Genomic DNA, 17,564 nt, shown 5'->3' on the forward strand with positions numbered 1-17,564 from the left:
GCCAGCAACCGCTCGCGTTCTTTTTTGGTCCGAGGACCCGGCCTGCTCGTCCGCGGCATCTCAGCGGCCGCCCTTCGCGTTGGACAGTGCGTGAGCGGCGATGTCGGCATAGGTCGACTCTTCGTCGCCCACCCAGCTGGAGAACGCCGCCTCGAACTCGTTAATCAGGTCATCGGTGTACTGAAGGTAGTCGAAAGTGGTCTCTGGGCTCGAGTGACCGAGTCGGCGGCTGACGATCAGCAGTGGATTGTGCCGGATGTGCCCGGTCAAGTAGGAGCGGTGCCGACGGCGACGGGCCTGCAGGTCTGGCTCCTCGCCGTCCATGAGGTTCTCCAAATAGGTCAGCAGCTGCAGAGCGTAGGTGTGCCTGAGGTCGTGCCATCTCCACCGCCGGGCGGGAAGGTGCGGGGTGGTCTCGTCGGCGAGCGCGTTCATGCGCGTCCAGGCCCGGTGGCGATAGCTCTTCCAGGCGTCCGCCCCGGGCATCAGACCGCCGCGGCAGACAAACAGGGACAGAGCCTCCAGGCCGAACTCGCCCTCATAAACGGTGATCCGCCGCATCTTGGCGGGCATGGCCGACATCTGGAACTCGCGCACGACGCCATCCAGGACACCCCGCACCCGCCCGCCGGCGAAATCGACTTCACCCACCACGAACAGGTCGCGGGCCTTTCGCTCCAGAGTCCGGGCGGCCCTGCGGACGATGTCCGGCCGCTCCAGCAGGCAGAACAGGTCAGCGGAGGCGACAGCGTCCTCGGGGACGTAGACCGTGCGGGCTTTGCCGTACTTCGCGCAGGCCTGGACCGTGTACTCGGCAGCCCCGCCAGGCATCCCGGGCCAGAGCCCGATCTCGGGAAGCAACAGCGTCGACCACTCGCCCCAGCGTGATCCCGACCCCAGGGCGATGTCAGAGCCCGCCCGGTTGCGTAGCGGTGACCACCCGCGGAAGGTCGGATCCACCTGGGCGTTGGGCAGCTGCCCGCCCAGCCCCACATCCCGGAGGTACCGGTACTGCTCAAAGGTCAGGTGCCGGATGTCCATGCTCGACCGGACGCGCGGGGCCAGCGCGTTGCGTCCCCGCGCCGCCACCCTCGCCGGCCGGTGCGACAAGATTCCCCGGTCGATGAGGAACCCGTAGAGGTCGTCCTGGACAAACGACTCCTTGCTCCAGGCTGACCAGCCGATCGGCTTTTTCTGCCACCGGGTCCGCTGGTCGCGGTACGAAACGAGATCCGACTCCACCGCCGACAGCACGTCGCTGCCCAAGCCCGCGAGGTGGTCATCCAGGCGGCGAACCGCTCGCCCATAGTCCTTCAGCGTGGTCTCGTCCAGCAACGCCGTCGAAAGGTACCTGCCGTACTCGCACAGGGGCGGAACCGGCATCTGCGTCGCTTCGTCAAGGAACACCGGCGTCCCATCAAGCACTCCCCGCCGCTTCAGCAGCGCGGCCACCTCGGCTGCGGAGATCACATCACTGTCCAGGTACCTCTCCAGCAGCCCGGACTGTACGAAGGAAAGATCCACCTTCGCTCCCTCCCCAGGGGCCCGGGAGGAACTCCCGTCAGCTCACCTGTCTCGTACCACCACAACAGATCGAGACTGAACCACAGATCTCATGAGACAGATCTGAACAGCGGAAAGAAGAAGTGGGTCAGCACGACCAGCGGGACGCGGGTGATGCCGAGGGAACGCAGGCAGCGGTCCACCAGTGCCGGGTCCGGGCCGGCGTCCACGACCACCCCGGTGTCCTCGCCCGCCGCCAGCACCATCGCGTCGCCCTGGCCCACGTCGCACATCACCAGCCGCCAGCCCGGCGGCGGCCAACCCGTGATCACCCGGGTGAGTGGCGGTGGCCGCACCACCAGGAGGACCAGGAGCAGCGCGCAGATCGCGCACCACCAGGGGTGCCCCAGCAGCCTCCGGCCGGCCAGCAGCACGACCGGGGTGAGCGCCCCGAGCAGTGCCGCCCCGGCCCAGCCGCCCGGCCAGTCGACTCCGGCGCCGGGCAGCGCGGCCCCGGTCCGGGCGATCTGCGCGATCCACTCCGCGGGCCAACTCGCGCACCAGGCGAGCGCCTTCGCCAGCGGTATCGCCGGCAGGGCGGTGGCCAGCGCCAGGAAGCCCAGCACGGTGGCCGGTGCGAGGGCGAACTCCGCGAGGAGATTGCACGGCACCGCCACCAGGCTCACCCGCGCCGACAGGACGACGACCACCGGCGCGCACACCGCTTGCGCGGCACCCGCGGCGGCCAGCGCCTCCGCGAGCCGTGGCGGCACTCCGCGCCGTCGCAGGCCGATGCTCCAGCGCGGGGCGAGCGTGAGCAGGGCGCCGGTGGCCAGCACGGAGAGCAGGAAGCCGTAGGTGCGGGCCAGCCACGGGTCGTAGAGCACCAGCAGCAGGACGGCCGTCGCCAGAGCCGGGATCAGCGATCTGCGGCGGCCGGTGGCGAGCGCGAGCAGCGCGACGGATCCGCAGGCCGCGGCCCGCAGCACACTCGGATCCGGCCGGCACACGACGACGAACCCGAGCGAGATCACCCCGCCGAGCAGCGCGGTCGTCCGCAGGGGGATGCCGAGGCGCGCGGCGAGACCACGGCGCTCGGCGTACTGCGCCAGGCCCGGCGGACCGAGGAGCAGGGCGAGGAGGATGGTGAAGTTCGCCCCGGAAACAGCCAAAGTGTGCGTGAGGTCGGTCTCCCTGAACGCCTCTTCGAGTTCCGGGGTGACGCGTGCGGTGTCGCCGACGACCAGCCCCGGCAGCAGGGCCCGCGCGTCCGTCGACAGCCCGTCGGTCGCCGTCCGCAGTCCGGCCCGCAGCCGCCCCGCCAGCCGCTGCGGCCCCGTCGGCTCCCCCACCGTCTCCGGCCCGTCCCGGCCCTCGACCCGCAGCACGGCCGCGAACCGGTCACCGCCCGCCGTCGCGGGCGCGAGCCGGGCCTCGATCCGCAGCCGGGTGGACGGCAGCAGTCCGAGCCACGGCGAGCGTTCCTCGGCCGGGCGTACTCGTCCGTCCGGCGCACCGCCCCCGGTCGGACGCGCGTCGACCATCATCAGCACCGGGGCCCGGGTCGCCACCGCAGCTCCCCGCCCGGCCCGCTCCACCCGCCGCACGTCGGCCTCGATGAGCACCGTCGTCGGGGCCGGCCGGCTGCCGCCGCTCCTGGGCCGGCTCAGGCGGGGGTCGGAGGTGATCTCGACCTCGGCCGTCACTGCGGCGTACTCCCGCGCCAGCTCCGGCACCGGGCCGCGCCGCAGATCCGCGCCGTGCAGGCCCGCCGAGCAGGCGGCAGCGGCGACGCAGAGCAGTACCGCGGCTCCGGAGACGCGCGCGTGTCCCTGGCCCGCACGTCCCCGTCCCGCACGCCCCGGTCCCGCCCGGCGGTTTCGCAGGGCGAGGAGAACGGCGGCCGGCGCCAAGGACGCGATCACGGTGCCCAGCACCCTGTCGGGCGGGGCGTGCAGCATCACCGCCGCCGTGATCCAGGCCGCCAGCGCGGGTGGGACGAGCCGCAGGTCGGCCGGCCCTTCCTGCCGCGGGTGGGCGGCGCCGAGCCGCTTCCCGGAGGAGGCGTGCACGGGCAGTCGGGTGGCGGGTCCCGCGGCGGCGGGTTCCGTGAGGGCGGGCGCCGCCGTCCGGCCCCTCATGGACGTACGAGGTTCCGCAGGTCCGCGAAGCGGCGGTCGCCGATGCCGTTCACTTCCCGCAGTTCGTCCACCGAGCGGAACCCGCCGTTTCGGGTGCGGTACTCGATGATGTGCCGGGCCAGCACGGGGCCGACGCCCGGGAGGGTCTCGAGCTGGTCCGAGGTGGCGGTGTTGAGGGACACCGGTGCCGTGGGCCCGGCTCCCGCCGCCGGCCCGGCCGGACCGCCCGCCACGGGCTCCGGGCCTGCCGCCGGTGCCGGGCCGCCGACGATCACCTGCTCGCCGTCCACGAGGAAGCGGGCCCGGTTGAGGCCGTCGGTCCTGGTCCCGGGGCGTACTCCGCCCGCCGCCCGCAACGCGTCCGCGACCCGTGAGCCGGCCGGGAGACGGTGAACGCCCGGGTCACGCACCTTGCCGCCGACATCGACCACGATCTCGGGAGCCGCCCCCGCAGTACCCGTGTCGGCGGGTTCGCCGGCCCCGGCCGGGGCGGCAGGTCGGTTCTCCTCGTGGAGCACGGCCGCCCCCACCACCTCCGGTGCCCGCACCGGCTGGGTCCGCCCGCCCCAGAAGTGCTGTACGGCGAACCCCACGGCGACCACGAGCACCACCGACAACGCGATCACGCTCCGTCGTTCCAGCCCGCACCGCGTCCGCACCCACAGCGGCAACCGCTCCCGCAGTGCGAGCACCGTCCGACCGGCCGGCCGCCGCTCCCCCGAAGCCGACGGGTCCGGATCCGCCACCGGGTCCGGACCCGTACCGCCCACGGCCCAACTCGGTACGACCCTGGCGCCCCTGATGTCCCTGAGGCCCCCGCCCCGCTCCCCGAACAGCGCCTCCGCCCGGCGCCGAAGCTCTTCCGCCGAGGTGTCACGGTCCCGGTGCCGGTGCTCGTGCCGCACCCGTCCGCCGCCGGAGCGGGACCCCGTCCCGGCGGCGGACGGCCGACGGTGGCGGGCGCGGCCGTCGGAGGCGGGTGCACGGCCCGGCCCGCTGGTCGCGGTCGCTGTGTGTGAACGTGATCGAAGTGCCATGTCGGCAGGATCGGGCACACCACCGCATCCGCGATGATCTTGCTTGATTTCGGTGGACTACCGGCCGGTTGTGGACAACTCCGTCACCCTGACGCGCCAGCCCGGCAGCAGCCCCTCACCGAGCCGAGACCACGACCCCCAGCAGGCCGGGTCCCGTGTGCGCGCCGATCACCGCGCCGACCTCGCTGACGTGCAGGTCGGCCAGGCCGGGCAGCCGCGTGCGCAGCCGGTCCGCGAGGGCCGACGCGCGGTCCGGCGCGGCGAGGTGGTGGACGGCGATGTCGACCTCGGCGGCGCCCGCCCGCTCGGCCGCGATCTCCTCCAGGCGGGCGATGGCCTTCGACGCCGTGCGCACCTTCTCCAGGGGCTCGATGCGGCCGCCCGCCAGTTGGAGCAGCGGTTTCACGGCGAGTGCCGATCCCAGCAGGGCCTGCGCGGTTCCGATGCGTCCGCCGCGGCGCAGATAGTCCAGGGTGTCGACGTAGAAGTACGCGGAGGTGCCCGCCGCCCGTTTCTCCGCGGCCGTGACCGCGTCGTCCACGGTGCCGCCCGCCTCCGCGGTCAGTGCCGCGGCGAGGGCACAGAATCCGAGCGCCATGGCGATCATGCCGGTGTCCACCACCCGCACCGGCACCGGCGCCTCGCGGGCCGCGACGACCGCCGCGTCGTAGGTACCGGAGAGTTCGGCGGAGAGGTGGAGGGAGACGATGCCGGTGGCGCCGGACTCGGCGGCCTTGCGGTAGGTCTCGGCGAAGATCTCGGGGCCGGGCCGGGACGTCGTCACCGGACGCCGTTTCTGCAGTGCCTCGGCGAGGGAACGGGTGGAGATCTCGGTGCCCTCTTCCAGCGCGCGGTCCCCCAGGACCACGGTCAGGGGTACCGCGGTGATGCCGTGCCGCTCCATCGTCCGGGCCGGAAGGTAGGCCGTTGAATCGGTGACGATGGCGACATGGCGGGACATGGGCTGGAGGTTACCTGGCGTACGGCCTCCTCGGCAGCCCGGACCGGCGCGCCGGACGGGACCGTGTCCGGATCACGGCGATCGGAACGACCGGATCAAGTGGTGCTCTCCGGACGGGCCTTCTTCTGCCAGGGGTAGGTGGGGCGCGGTCCGGGCGGTGTGATGGCGGGGCGGGCCGGTCCGGCTGCCGGGGCGTCCTCGGCCGGTGCTGCGGACCGGGGCACGGACGCGGAGGCGGAGGTGGAGGCGGACTGCTGCTCGGTGGTCGTCCAGTGCCGCAGGGCTCCGGTCTCCATGTCGATCTGGCTGCTCAGGGAGTCGAGGTCGTCGTCCGCGAAGTGGCGGGCGCGGTCGCGGGCCGCCCAGCGCAGGGAGTCCGCCGACCGCGTGATGCGGTTGGTGCGCTCACGCAGTTCGGGCAGCCGCTTGCCGAGGGTGCCGCGGTCCGGCTCGGACTCCAGGCGCCTGAGTTCGCCCTCCAGTTCGTGCCCGTGCGCGCTGAGCCGCTCGAAGAGGGCGAGGGACTCCTTGAGGGACTGGTCCTCGGCGGCGCCGGCCTTCAGCGCGTCCTGGGTGGCGCGCATGGACGTACGCAGTGTGAGCCGGAGTTGGGCGATCTCGCCGGCCGGGCCGGACTGGGCGAAGGACTTGACCTTCAGGGTGTGGTCCTCGACCGTGCGGCGGGCCTGGGTGATGTGACGGTCCGCGCTGCGCTTGGCGGCACCGACGACCTTCACGGTGGCGTACGCGCCGAGCACGACGAAGAGCACGAAGAGCAGGGCCAACACTGCGATCACTGCTTCCACGAGACTCCTCCTCCGGGCCCTGGGGCCTGCCGCCACACACACCGCGCCGCTCTTCAAAGATAAACGCAACGGGCAGGCGCGGAGTTCCGGAAGAACCCCGAGCCCGCCGTTCGGCGACCCGGCAACCCGGCCGGCCCGCAGCGCTAGGACGGCACGGCGCCACATCGTCCCGGCGTCACGCCGGAACGATGTTCACCAGCTTCGGTGCCCGCACGATCACCTTGCGGATCCCGGCCCCGCCCAGCGCCGCGACGACCCTCTCGTCGGCCAGCGCCACCTTCTCCAGCTCCTCCTCGGAGATCGACGGCGACACCTCCAGGCGGGCCTTGACCTTGCCCTTGACCTGGACCACGCAGGTGACGGCCTCGTCGACCACGTACGCCGGGTCGGCGACCGGGAAGTCCTGGTGGACGACCGAGTCGGTGTGGCCCAGCGCGCGCCACAGCTCCTCCGCGATGTGCGGGGCCAGCGGCGCCACCAGCAGCACCAGGGACTCGGCGACCGGACGCGGCACCGCATCCCCCCGCTTGGTCAGGTGGTTGTTCAGCTCGGTGACCTTGGCGATGGCGGTGTTGAAGCGCATGCCCTCCAGGTCCTGGCGCACCCCGTCGATCGCCTTGTGCAGGGCGCGCAGGGTCTCCTCGTCGATACCGGAGTCCCCCGCGTCGACGACGGTCACCTCGCCGGTGTCCTCGTCGACGATGTTGCGCCACAGCCGCTGCAGCAGCCGGAACTGGCCGACCACCGCGCGGGTGTCCCACGGCCGCGACACGTCCAGCGGGCCCATCGCCATCTCGTACAGGCGCAGGGTGTCGGCCCCGTACTCGGCGCAGATCTCGTCCGGAGTGACCGCGTTCTTCAGGGACTTGCCCATCTTGCCCAGCAGCCGGGAGACCCGCTCGCCCTGGTAGTGGTAGGCGCCCTCGTGCTCCTCGACCTCGGCGGCCGGCACCGCGATGCCGCGGCTGTCGCGGTAGACGTAGGCCTGGATCATGCCCTGGTTGTACAGCTTGTGGAACGGCTCCGCCGACGACACGTGCCCCAGGTCGTGCAGCACCTTGGACCAGAAGCGCGCGTACAGCAGGTGCAGGACGGCGTGCTCGGCGCCACCGACGTACAGGTCGACGCCGCCGTGCGGCATGCCCTCGCGCGGGCCCATCCAGTACCGCTCGATCTCCGGGTCGACCAGCTTCTCGCTGTTGTGCGGGTCCAGGTAGCGCAGCTCGTACCAGCAGGAACCGGCCCAGTTGGGCATGGTGTTGGTCTCGCGCCGGTACCGGCGCGGACCACGGCCGTCGCCCAGGTCCAGGGTGACGTGGACCCAGTCCTCGTTGCGCGACAGCGGCGTCTCGGGCCGGCTGTCGGCGTCGTCGGGGTCGAAGGTGCGCGGGGAGTAGTCCTCGACCTCGGGCAGTTCCAGCGGCAGCATCGACTCGGGCAGCGCGTGGGCGATGCCGTCCTCGTCGTAGACGATCGGGAAGGGCTCGCCCCAGTAGCGCTGGCGGCTGAACAGCCAGTCGCGCAGCCGGAAGTTGACGGTGCCCTCGCCGACGCCCCGGCGCTCCAGCCACTCGGTGATGCGCGCCTTGGCCTCGACGACGCCCAGGCCGTCCAGGCTCACCTCGTCGTTGGACGAGTTGATGATCCTCGCGTCGTACGACGCGAAGGCGTCCTCCCACGTGGCGGTGTCCGTGCCGCGGCCGTCCGTCGGCTCGACGATGCAGTGGATCGGCAGTTCGAAGGCGCGCGCGAACTCGAAGTCGCGCTGGTCACCGGCCGGTACCGCCATGATCGCGCCGGTGCCGTAGCCCATCAGGACGTAGTCGGCGATGAAGACGGGCACCTGCTCGCCGTTGACCGGGTTGGTCGCGTAGGAGCCGATGAAGACGCCGGTCTTGTCCTTGGCCTCGGCCTGCCGCTCCACGTCGGACTTGGAGGCGGCCCGCGCCCGGTAGGCGGCGACGGCCTCGGCCGGGGTGGCGTGGCCGCCGGTCCAGATGTCGTGGGTGCCCTCGGGCCAGGTGGCCGGGGTGAACTTCTCGACCAGCGGGTGCTCGGGCGCCAGCACCATGTAGGTGGCGCCGAACAGGGTGTCGGGGCGGGTGGTGAAGACGGTGATCCGCTCGCCGTCGATGGGGAAGTCGACGCGGGCGCCCTCGGAGCGGCCGATCCAGTTGCGCTGCTGCAGCTTGATGGCCTCGGGCCAGTCCAGGGCGTCCAGGTCCGCCAGCAGCCGCTCGGCGTAGGCGGTGATGCGCATGTTCCACTGGCGCAGCTTCGCCTTGAAGACCGGGAAGTTGCCGCGCTCGGAACGGCCTTCGGCGGTGACCTCCTCGTTGGCCAGTACGGTGCCCAGGCCGGGGCACCAGTTGACCGGCGCGTCGGAGGCGTAGGCCAGCCGGAACTCGCCCAGGACGTCGGCGCGCTCGGCCTCGCTCAGCTCGCTCCACGCGCGCGCGTGGCCCGGTACGGGGCGCTCACCGGACTCGAACTCGGCGATCAGCTCGGTGATCGGGCGGGCCCGGTCGGCCTCGTCGTCGTACCAGGAGTTGAAGATCTGCAGGAAGATCCACTGGGTCCACTTGTAGTACTCCGGGTCGATCGTGGCGAACGACCGGCGCCTGTCGTGGCCCAGGCCCAGCCGGCGCAGCTGGGCCTTCATGTTCTCGATGTTGGCCTCGGTGGACACCCGCGGGTGCGTGCCGGTCTGCACGGCGTACTGCTCGGCGGGCAGTCCGAAGGCGTCGAAGCCCAGGGTGTGCAGGACGTTGTGGCCGGTCATGCGCTGGAACCGGGCGGAGACGTCGGTGGCGATGTATCCCAGGGGGTGGCCGACGTGCAGTCCCGCACCCGAGGGGTAGGGGAACATGTCCATGATGAACTTCTTGGGCCGGGCGACCAGCTCCGGATCGTCCGCCAGGTCACCGCTCGGGTTGGGCGCGGCGTAGGTGCCCTCGGCGTCCCAGAAGTCCTGCCAGCGTGCCTCGATCTCGGCCGCCAGGGCGGCCGTGTAGCGGTGCGGCGCGGCCTCCGCCGACACAGGGGCGGTGGCCGCGGGGTTCGTCTCGCTCATGATCCTCAAAGCTCCATCGATCGTCTGCGCCTTCGGCTGCGGCATTTCAGGCCTTCGGGCCTCCGGGCCTTCGGGCTTCCGGAAATGAAAAATCCCCTCGCACAGGAGGGGACGCCGCGCCGATTCCGACCACCTGGTACGACCGTGGTCGGGACTGATCAGCGCGGCTCGCTAAGCAGAAGGCGTACGGCACGCATGGCGCCAGGGTACCGCAGGCCCGCGGCGCGCCGCGACGCGCTTTCCGGCCCCACGGGGCCCCCGGGAACCGCCGACGGGCCCGCAGGGAGGGCTCCCGCCCCACCGACACCCCTGAATCCCGGTCAAAGATTACTTCGCGTAACGCCCCCTATGGGGCATCCCCCCGACCGGATCGTCCTTTGATAACAGCGCAATAACTCAAACCTGTACTCCCCGGTACGCAGGAGGTTTAGAGTGCGGCCCGGGACCGCTTCTCCCGAACGTTCGGAGTTCCCCCATGAACCCTCGTCCAGACAGCAGCCCACCGCCCGCTCAGGGCCGGTCGGCTGCCGGTCAGTCGTACCCGCTCGCCGTCGTGCTCTCCGTCGTGACGTGGGGAGGTAGGGCGTGAGGCCGGACGACAGCACGGCGGACGACTGGTTCCTCGAGTTCCTCAACTTCGGCGCGGGCGTCCTGTCCCTCGTCTGCCTGAGCTGCTCGGTGATCTGGGGGCTCGTCGCCCAGGACCGGGTGCTGCTCGGCCCGCGCGAGCGCATCCTGTCGCAGGCCGTGCACCGCACCACGGCGGTCGGTTCGGTCGTCTTCCTGCTGGTGCACATAGTCATCAAGCTGGTCCTGGACCACACCACCTGGATCGCCGCGGTACTGCCCTTCGGGCTGCTCCTCACCGACGACGAGGTGGTCGCCGGCCGGAGCTTCCTGATCGGCCTGGGCACGCTGGCCGGCATGCTGATGATCTTCGTGGCCATCACCGGCATCCTGCGCAACCGCTTCGCCTCGCCCGCCCCCGTCGCGGCACGCTGGCGCGCCATGCACATGCTGGCCTACCCGGCCTGGTGCGCCGCGCTGGTGCACGGGCTCTACGCGGGTCGAACGGCCAAGCCGATCTTCCTGATCCTGTACGGCCTGTCCGTGCTCGGCGTCATGGCCGTCCTGGTGCTGCGCGTCTCCCCGGCCTCGGTCAAGCGCAAGGTCGCCGACCAGGTCACCGGCCTGCTCGGCATCACCGACCAGTCGGGCCGCGACGTCCTGGAGAAGAGCCGCTCCCGGTCGGCCGGGGAGACGCCCCCCGGGCCCCCCAACTACCAGGACGGCGGCAGACGGGCCTCCCGGTCCCGCTCCGAGCGCCCCGAGCCGGCCCGGCCGCGCTACGAGACAGCCGAACGCGTCACCCCGGCCCCGGAGCCCGCGAACGGCTTCGCGGCCGCCTACCGCGCGGTCTCGCCCCCGTCCGCCCCGCCCCAGCCGCAGCAGCCCCTCTACGCCGACCAGACCGCCCGCATGGAGCTGCCCCTGGACATGCAGCCCACGCAGGCCGTCCCGCGTGTGGACGCACCCCTCATGGACGCGGCACGTGTGGACGGCCCCTCCAGCACCTCGGGCAACTGGCCCGTCCCCTCCCCGCCACCGGTCGGCGAGGCCCCGCCGTCGGCCTACGACCCGCTCCAGGACACCGGATACAACATCCCGACCTACGACAATTCGACCGCACCGGGCTACGGCGCGAGTGATGTGCGCGACACCGGTGAGTCGAACCCCCTCCACGGCACGTACAACCCGAGTGACACGTACAACAGCGGTCCCGCCACTGATCCATCTCCCGGTGCGTCGTACGACTTCGACGCACCGGGTTCGGGTGAACCTTGGAACACGCCTTCCGGAGGCTTCAATTGAACCCTCCCCCAGCTGAAGCAGGGGGGTTCCTGGCTCAGGAAGCCTCACAGGTCAGCGACCTGAGAGGTCCCACTCCCTCAACACCGGCCGGCACGGAACCTGCCCGGTGTGTCGAGCAAAGCTCGGATGCGCCGTCTTGGTTCTCGATCGGCACGGTGTGCCCGCTCGGTTCTCGCAACGCACGGCAGGCACCTCACCGAATCACATGGGCGGTATTCCGCCGTAGAGGCGAAACGCCGTTCTTGCCTTGCTCCGCAAAGGTTCGAATCTCCTCCACAAGCGGGCAGCACTACCGCCTCGGCCTGAAGGCCGGGGCATCCTCGAAGGAGGTCAGGTGAACGAGGCTCTGCCCGACGTACCCGAAGTCCGCGTCGTCGGACTTCCCCAGCTCACGTCGGGCTTCGACCTTGTCGACCGGCTCGATCTCCCCATGCACCTCAAGGTGCACGGGCCGCTCGAACCCCTGGGCGGCGAGCAGCTCGCCCAGCTGGCTGAACGCATCAACCTCAGGGGCCGCGGCGGCGCGGGCTTCCCCTTCCACAAGAAGCTGCGCTCGGTCGCCGAGACGGCGATCAAGCGCGGCGTCCGGCCGGTCGTCGTCGTCAACGGCAGCGAGGACGAACCGGCCTGCCGCAAGGACACGGTGCTGATCAACCGTGCCCCGCACCTCATCCTGGACGGCGCGCTGCTGTGCGCCGAGGCCATGGGTGCCCGCACGCTCGTGGTGGGGGTCACCCGGGAGTCCACCCAGCGCTCCATGGAGGCCGCGCTGGCCGAACGCGGCCTCAACAACGGGCGCCGGTCCGTGCTGCGCGCCCGCGTGCAGCGCAACCCGGTGCGGATGGTCACGGGCGCCGCGGCCTCCCTGATCCGCTCCATCGACGGCGGTCCGGCGATCCCGCCGGGCCGCAAGACCAGCGCCTCGAAGAACGGCGTCGGCGGCGCACCCACCCTGCTGTCCAACGCCGAGACGTTCGCCCAGCTCGCCATCGCCGCCCGCATCGGCCCGGAGCGCTACGGCAACACCGGCCTGTACGACGAACCCGGCACCGTCATGCTCACGGTGTCCGGGGCGGTCGCCCGCCCCATGGTGGTCGAGGTCCCCACGGGCGTACCGCTGCGCTACGTCCTGCAGCTCGCCGGTGCGCCACCGGTGCCGCAGGGCGTGCTGACCGGCGGCTACCACGGCAAGTGGATCGACGCGGCGACCGTCAACGAGGCGATCGTCTCCCGCAACTCCCTGGACGCGGTGGGCGGCGCCCTCGGCGCGGGGGCGATCCTGCCGATCAGTCAGAACACCTGCCCGCTGGGCGAGTCACTGATGGTGGCGAAGTGGCTGGCCGAGGAGAGCGCCAACCAGTGCGGCCCGTGCTACCTGGGCCTGCCGGCCGCCGCACGCGGCCTGGAGGACATCCTCAACGGCGGCGGCCCGGCCGCCCTGGAGGCGGTCAAGCAGGTCGCCAAGAACGTGAAGCGGCGCGGCGCGTGTTCGCATCCGGACGGCTCCGCGATGTTCCTGGAGTCGACCATCAAGGCGTTCACCGACGACCTCACCGCCCATGTCATGGGCAACGGCTGCGGGCGGCCCGTGGAGGGCGTCCTGCCGCTCTTCGAGGGCGGCCAGACCCCTACGGGCATCCCGGGCGGCGGTGGCGAGGAGAACGGCCCCAGCCGCCAGAAGATCTTCGTCGACTGGACGCTGTGCCGGGGCCACGGGCTGTGCGCGGACCTCCTCCCGGAGGTCTTCCAGCTCGGCGCGGACGGCTTCCCGACGGTCGCTCAGGCCCAGGTGCCGCGCCGCGCCGAGGACAAGGCGCTGCGCGCGGTGCGCCGCTGCCCGGCACTGGCCCTGCGCATCGAGGAGGGGGCTTCGTCCAAGGCGCCCTCCCGCAATCTGCCGGTCCTCTCCCCGGGGCGCGGCCGGCGCGCACTGGGCCGCTGACACAGGGCTGTGCGGGGCGCCTCTCGGGGCGCCCCGCACAGGCCCCTCTCCGGGCCGCCGCACACCGTCCCCACGGCCCACCGTTCCCACAACGCGTAGAGGGCGGACCATCTCTTCGGATGGTCCGCCCTCTACTGCTGTGGAGCTAAGGAGAATTGAACTCCTGACCTCCTGCATGCCATGCAGGCGCTCTACCAACTGAGCTATAGCCCCAGGTCCTGCTCCCGCCCGGTTTCCCCGGCGGCGACGCCAACTTTACACGGTCATCGGGGTCCAACACCAAATCGATTCCGTTGCGCCCGGTTCCGTCCGCATTGTCACGCGGTCACGAACGAATAGAAGCGTTTGAGCGTGCAGTGCTCCTCCAGGAGCCGGCCGTAGATCGGTTCGCCCTCGAGTTCGCGGTACGTCTCGATCGGGTCGCCCTTTATGATCAGCGCCCGCGCGCACTCCTCGCACCAGTACTGGTAGTCGGGATTGACCGGTTCCATGTCCCGGACGATCGGCGTCCCGCTGCCGCACCAGTCACACCTTCGCCTGTGCGCACCCATCACTCAGCTCCAGCTGTGGCCGCAGGCCGTACACACGTAGGAGGCAGCGTCGTTGTCGCCGAGGACGCCGAGGACTCGAACGACGTGCGCGAAGCCGCGGGACGGGCAGCGGTGGCGGGTCGGGATCCGTCGTGTCGACACCCCGCCGGGGAGGTGGTCGACCTCCCCGAGGATGCTCGCAGGCATCACAACTCCCTCCCGTCGGGCCGCGCCCCCTTCCGGCCGTTTGATTCTGCCACGGCCGGACCGATGCGGTCAGCGACGCCCGGGTACCGTTCAAGACACGGATCGGCGCCTCGTGGAGGTATACGCCCACCGGCCCCGGACTGCTCAACCAGGAACAACGAAAAAACCCGCCCTCGCACCGAGGACGGGATCTTCGTCGGGTGAAGCGGTGGATCTCTCGATCCACCACCCCTTCTGTGGAGCTAAGGAGAATTGAACTCCTGACCTCCTGCATGCCATGCAGGCGCTCTACCAACTGAGCTATAGCCCCGAGTGTTCTTCCCGCTCGGCGGGCGAACAAGAAGAACTTTAGCCTGCGACCTGCCGGAAAGTGAAATCCGGCCCCCGGTCGGTCGTCCGTCGGTCAGTCGTCGTCGCCGAGCACCGGTTCCGGCAGGGTGCCGGCGTTGTGCTCCAGCAGCCGCCAGCCGCGGGCGCCCTCGCCGAGGACGGACCAGCAGCAGTTGGTGAGCCCGCCGAGGCCCTCCCAGTTGCGCGGGTCCAGCCCGAGCAGCCGGCCGATGGTGGTGCGGATCGTGCCGCCGTGGCTGACCACCACGAGCGTGCCGTCGTCCGGGAGCTTCTCGGTGTGCCGGAGCACCACGGGAGCGGCGCGGTCGGCGACCTCGGTCTCCAGTTCGCCGCCGCCCCTGCGCACCGGCTCGCCGCGCTTCCAGGCGGTGTACTCGTCGCCGTGCCTGGCGATGATCTCGTCGTGCGTCAGGCCCTGCCAGACGCCCGCGTAGGTCTCCCGCAGGGCCTCGTCGTGAACCGGCTCCAGACCGGTGAGCGCGGCGAGTTCCGCGGCGGTGTGCGCGGCCCGCTTCAGGTCGGAGGCGATGATCGCGTCCGGTTTGAGTCCCGCGAGGAGGCGCGCGGCCCGGCGGGCCTGGGCGACGCCGGTCTCGGTGAGCTCCACGTCGGTGCTGCCCTGGAAGCGGCGCTCCACGTTCCAGGAGGTCTGGCCGTGGCGCCACAGGATGATGCGGCGGCCCCGGCGACCGGACCCGAACACCTCACCGGAGGTGCTCACCGCCACTCACCACCCGGCTCCGCGGCCTGCGCGGCGGCCTCCTCGGCCTCCAGCCGCCGGGCGTGCTCCGCGGCCTTGCCGCGGGTCGCCACGGCGTCCGCGGGCAGCTCCAGCTCGGGGCAGTCCTTCCACAGCCGCTCCAGGGCGTAGAAGACCCGCTCCTCGCTGTGCTGGACGTGGACGACGATGTCGACGTAGTCGAGCAGGACCCAGCGGGCCTCACGGTCGCCCTCGCGGCGCACCGGCTTGGCGCCGAGCTCCTTGCTGAGCCGCTCCTCGATCTCGTCGACGATCGACTTGACCTGGCGGTCGTTGGGCGCGGAGGCAAGCAGGAAGGCGTCGGTGATGGACAGCACGTCACTGACGTCGTAGGCGACGATGTCGTGCGCGAGCTTGTCGGCGGCCGCCTGGGCGGCGGCGGTGACGAGCTCGATGGAACGGTCGGTTGCGGTCACTGCAAGGCTTTCGCTCGGAGGTCGGTTGCCTCCAAGGGTCTCACGGACCGCCGGGCACGCCCCACGCGTTTCGGGGGCGCGCCCGGCCGGGGCCGCCGGTGGCGCCCCCGCCCGGTCAGCTGCCGGGCTCGTAGTCCTGGCCGAGGAGCACCGAGACCCTGGCGTTCCCGGAGACCTCGCCCTTGGTGACGGAGGAGGTGGGCAGTCCCAGGGTCTTGGCGACCTCGGCGGCGTTCTCCTTGTCGGCGGCGTCGGCGTAGACGACCTCGGAGGTCGCCTCCGCGGTGGCCGTGCCGCCCTTCAGGAAGGTGAAGCCGCCGTTGAGGAGCACCACGCGGGCCTTCTCGGTGTTGTCCTCCACACCGGTGGCGTTGCGCACCGAGACGCTGACCGCGGCGTCCTTGTCGGGGCTCTTCGCCGTGCCGCCGAGCACCTCCTTGACCACGCTGTCGCTCGTCTCGGCGGTGAGCGTGCCGTCCTCCTGCACGGGCAGCAGCGCGGTCCTGTGGTCGCCGCCCTTGGCGAGGTCGGCGAGCCGGGCGAGGAAGGAGCCGAGGTCCTTGTCGGTCAGGGGCGGCTCGATGATCTGCCCCAGGGTCTGGATGGTGGTCGTCGCGGCGCCCGGGGCGGAGGTCATCTTCCGCAGCACCCCCTGCATGACCTGCCCGAACCGCTCCAGCTGGGCGTCCTGCGCCTCGCCGGAGCCGCGGTGGGTGGCGTAGGCGACGGCCATCTTGCCGGAGAGGGTCTGGCTCTTCCCCTTCTTGACGAGAGGGGCCTCGCCCTTCTTCTTGGCGTCCGGGTCCGGCACGTCGGCGTCGGTGTCGATGTCGATGTTGCCGACCAGGTCGACGAGGTTCTGCAGATAGGGAGTGTCCAGCCGCCAGGTGCCCTCGATGTCTGTGCCGAGAGCTGTGTCGAGCGCGGTCCGGGTCCCGCCGGAGCCGTCGTCCTCGACCGACTTGGCGAGCGTGGTGGTGGTGCCGTCCTCGGCGGCGAGGGCCAGGGAGTTGGGCAGCAGGACGGTGGTGCCCTGCTTGGTGGTGGTGTTGTCGACGAGCAGCGCGGTGGCGGTGCCGCCGCCCTTGGTGTCGTGCAGGTGGACGACGATGACGTCCCGCTTCTGGGCGCCCGCGGCCGTCGTGCCGCCGGTGTCGGCGTCGGAGCCGGTGCCGGGCAGTTTCCCGGCGTACCAGAGGTAGCCGACGCCGCCGGCCGCGACCAGCGCGAAGACCACGACGAGGGCGACGATCCGGCTGCGTGCGCGGCGCTTGGCCTCCTCGCGGCGCTCGGTGCGGTTCTCGGTGAACTTCAGCCAGTCGATGACGTCCTCGGAGTCACCGTCCGGTTCCTCGACGAAGGCGAACTGCTCGGTGCGGTAGTCCTGTTCGGGCGCCTCGGAGTCGGCGGGGAGGTCGGCGGGGCCGGACCGGTCATCGGTCCGGCCGTCGGTCCGGCCGATCTCGTCGTCGGCAGGACCGGGCTGGTGCGGGATGTGCACGGTCTGCTCGGCGGTCCGGGGCTGCCGGCCGGTGCCGCCGTGCGCGGTCTGCCCGTAGGAGTCCCCGTGGGGGTCGTACGACGGTGCCGTCCCGCCGCTCTGCGGGGTGTCGTAGGTGTCGTAGGGGTGGTCGTACGAGTCGTAGGTGCCGGGAGCTCCGGGGGCGGTGGTGTCCTGGGCCCCGTAGGGGTCGTACGGCGGCTGGGGCTGCTGCGGGCCGCCCGTGGCGTACGGGTCGTAGCCGTAGCCCTGCTGTCCCTGGCCGCCCCCGTACTGGTCCTGGCCCTGGTACTGCTGGTACTGGTCCTGGTGCCCCTGCTGCCCGTACGGGTCGTACGGCTGCCCCGGGGCCTGCTGGGCCTGGTCCTGGCGGTAGACGGGCCGTCCGTACTCGTCGTAGCCGACGAGCCCGTACGGGTCCTCCCCGCCGTCGCCGTGTCCCGCCTCGTATCGGTCGTTCACCG

The 17,564-nt window shown here is 71.6% G+C and carries 12 protein-coding genes, 2 tRNA genes and 1 pseudogene; 2 read left to right on the forward strand and 13 right to left on the reverse strand.

Annotated features, from left to right (window positions below; genetic code table 11):
• Positions 1-60: 60 nt before the first annotated feature.
• The 6 genes and pseudogenes from JL475_RS13175 to leuS form a co-directional block, all read right to left on the reverse strand.
• Entirely contained in the window at positions 61-1,524 is a 1,464-nt protein-coding gene (locus tag JL475_RS13175; protein WP_202277781.1) for a hypothetical protein, read from the reverse strand.
• A 119-nt stretch (positions 1,525-1,643) separates the two neighbouring features.
• Positions 1,644-3,575, reverse strand: a pseudogene (locus JL475_RS13180) (ComEC/Rec2 family competence protein); the annotation flags it as partial.
• A gap of 65 nt (positions 3,576-3,640) precedes the next feature.
• The gene (locus tag JL475_RS13185) at positions 3,641-4,681 is read right to left on the reverse strand and encodes a ComEA family DNA-binding protein (RefSeq protein WP_202277782.1); all 1,041 of its coding nucleotides are present in this window, start codon (positions 4,679-4,681) and stop codon (positions 3,641-3,643) included.
• A gap of 115 nt (positions 4,682-4,796) precedes the next feature.
• Positions 4,797-5,642: a DegV family protein gene (locus tag JL475_RS13190; protein ID WP_202277783.1), complete on the reverse strand. Its 846-nt coding sequence runs from the start codon at positions 5,640-5,642 to the stop codon at positions 4,797-4,799.
• 95 nt (positions 5,643-5,737) lie between these two features.
• A complete protein-coding gene (locus JL475_RS13195) occupies positions 5,738-6,448 on the reverse strand; it encodes a hypothetical protein (RefSeq protein ID WP_202277784.1) in 711 nt (236 codons plus the stop codon).
• 175 nt (positions 6,449-6,623) lie between these two features.
• Positions 6,624-9,521: a leucine--tRNA ligase gene (gene leuS / locus JL475_RS13200; RefSeq protein WP_202277785.1), complete on the reverse strand. Its 2,898-nt coding sequence runs from the start codon at positions 9,519-9,521 to the stop codon at positions 6,624-6,626.
• 585 nt (positions 9,522-10,106) lie between these two features.
• Between leuS and JL475_RS13205 the strand changes: the two genes are divergently transcribed.
• Positions 10,107-11,393, forward strand: a complete 1,287-nt coding sequence (locus JL475_RS13205; protein WP_202277786.1) for a ferric reductase-like transmembrane domain-containing protein — start codon at positions 10,107-10,109, stop codon at positions 11,391-11,393.
• Positions 11,394-11,727: 334 nt separating this feature from the next.
• Entirely contained in the window at positions 11,728-13,335 is a 1,608-nt protein-coding gene (locus JL475_RS13210) for an NADH-quinone oxidoreductase subunit NuoF family protein (protein WP_202277787.1), read from the forward strand.
• Between the two features lie 140 nt (positions 13,336-13,475).
• Here the strand turns inward: JL475_RS13210 and JL475_RS13215 are convergent.
• The 7 genes from JL475_RS13215 to JL475_RS13245 all read right to left on the reverse strand — a co-directional run bounded on the left by JL475_RS13215 (position 13,476) and on the right by JL475_RS13245 (position 17,562).
• Positions 13,476-13,548: transfer RNA gene (locus tag JL475_RS13215), tRNA-Ala, on the reverse strand.
• A 104-nt stretch (positions 13,549-13,652) separates the two neighbouring features.
• Positions 13,653-13,886: a hypothetical protein gene (locus tag JL475_RS13220; RefSeq protein WP_015660434.1), complete on the reverse strand. Its 234-nt coding sequence runs from the start codon at positions 13,884-13,886 to the stop codon at positions 13,653-13,655.
• Between the two features lie 3 nt (positions 13,887-13,889).
• Positions 13,890-14,072 carry a hypothetical protein gene (locus JL475_RS13225; RefSeq protein WP_202277788.1) on the reverse strand — a complete coding sequence of 61 codons (183 nt, stop codon included), beginning with the start codon at positions 14,070-14,072 and terminating at the stop codon, positions 13,890-13,892.
• Between the two features lie 237 nt (positions 14,073-14,309).
• Positions 14,310-14,382: transfer RNA gene (locus JL475_RS13230), tRNA-Ala, on the reverse strand.
• Positions 14,383-14,475: 93 nt separating this feature from the next.
• Complete coding sequence (locus tag JL475_RS13235; protein WP_202277789.1) at positions 14,476-15,150, reverse strand: histidine phosphatase family protein; 675 nt, start codon at positions 15,148-15,150, stop codon at positions 14,476-14,478.
• The gene (gene rsfS / locus JL475_RS13240) at positions 15,141-15,599 is read right to left on the reverse strand and encodes a ribosome silencing factor (RefSeq protein ID WP_202277790.1); all 459 of its coding nucleotides are present in this window, start codon (positions 15,597-15,599) and stop codon (positions 15,141-15,143) included. The genes JL475_RS13235 and rsfS overlap by 10 nt, the downstream gene beginning before the upstream one ends.
• Positions 15,600-15,714: 115 nt before the next feature.
• The gene (locus JL475_RS13245) at positions 15,715-17,562 is read right to left on the reverse strand and encodes an LCP family protein (RefSeq protein ID WP_202277791.1); all 1,848 of its coding nucleotides are present in this window, start codon (positions 17,560-17,562) and stop codon (positions 15,715-15,717) included.
• Positions 17,563-17,564: the final 2 nt, after the last annotated feature.

Origin of the sequence: Streptomyces sp. M2CJ-2, from assembly GCF_016757295.1 — a bacterium.
Classification (GTDB): Bacteria; Actinomycetota; Actinomycetes; order Streptomycetales; family Streptomycetaceae; genus Streptomyces.

Coding starts and splice junctions, on each gene's coding strand:
- leuS (WP_202277785.1), bottom strand. CDS start 9,521: ATGAGCGAGACGAACCCCGCGGCCACCGCCCCTGTGTCGGCGGAGGCC.
- JL475_RS13220 (WP_015660434.1), bottom strand. CDS start 13,886: ATGGGTGCGCACAGGCGAAGGTGTGACTGGTGCGGCAGCGGGACGCCG.
- JL475_RS13190 (WP_202277783.1), bottom strand. CDS start 5,642: ATGTCCCGCCATGTCGCCATCGTCACCGATTCAACGGCCTACCTTCCG.
- JL475_RS13185 (WP_202277782.1), bottom strand. CDS start 4,681: ATGGCACTTCGATCACGTTCACACACAGCGACCGCGACCAGCGGGCCG.
- JL475_RS13225 (WP_202277788.1), bottom strand. CDS start 14,072: ATGCCTGCGAGCATCCTCGGGGAGGTCGACCACCTCCCCGGCGGGGTG.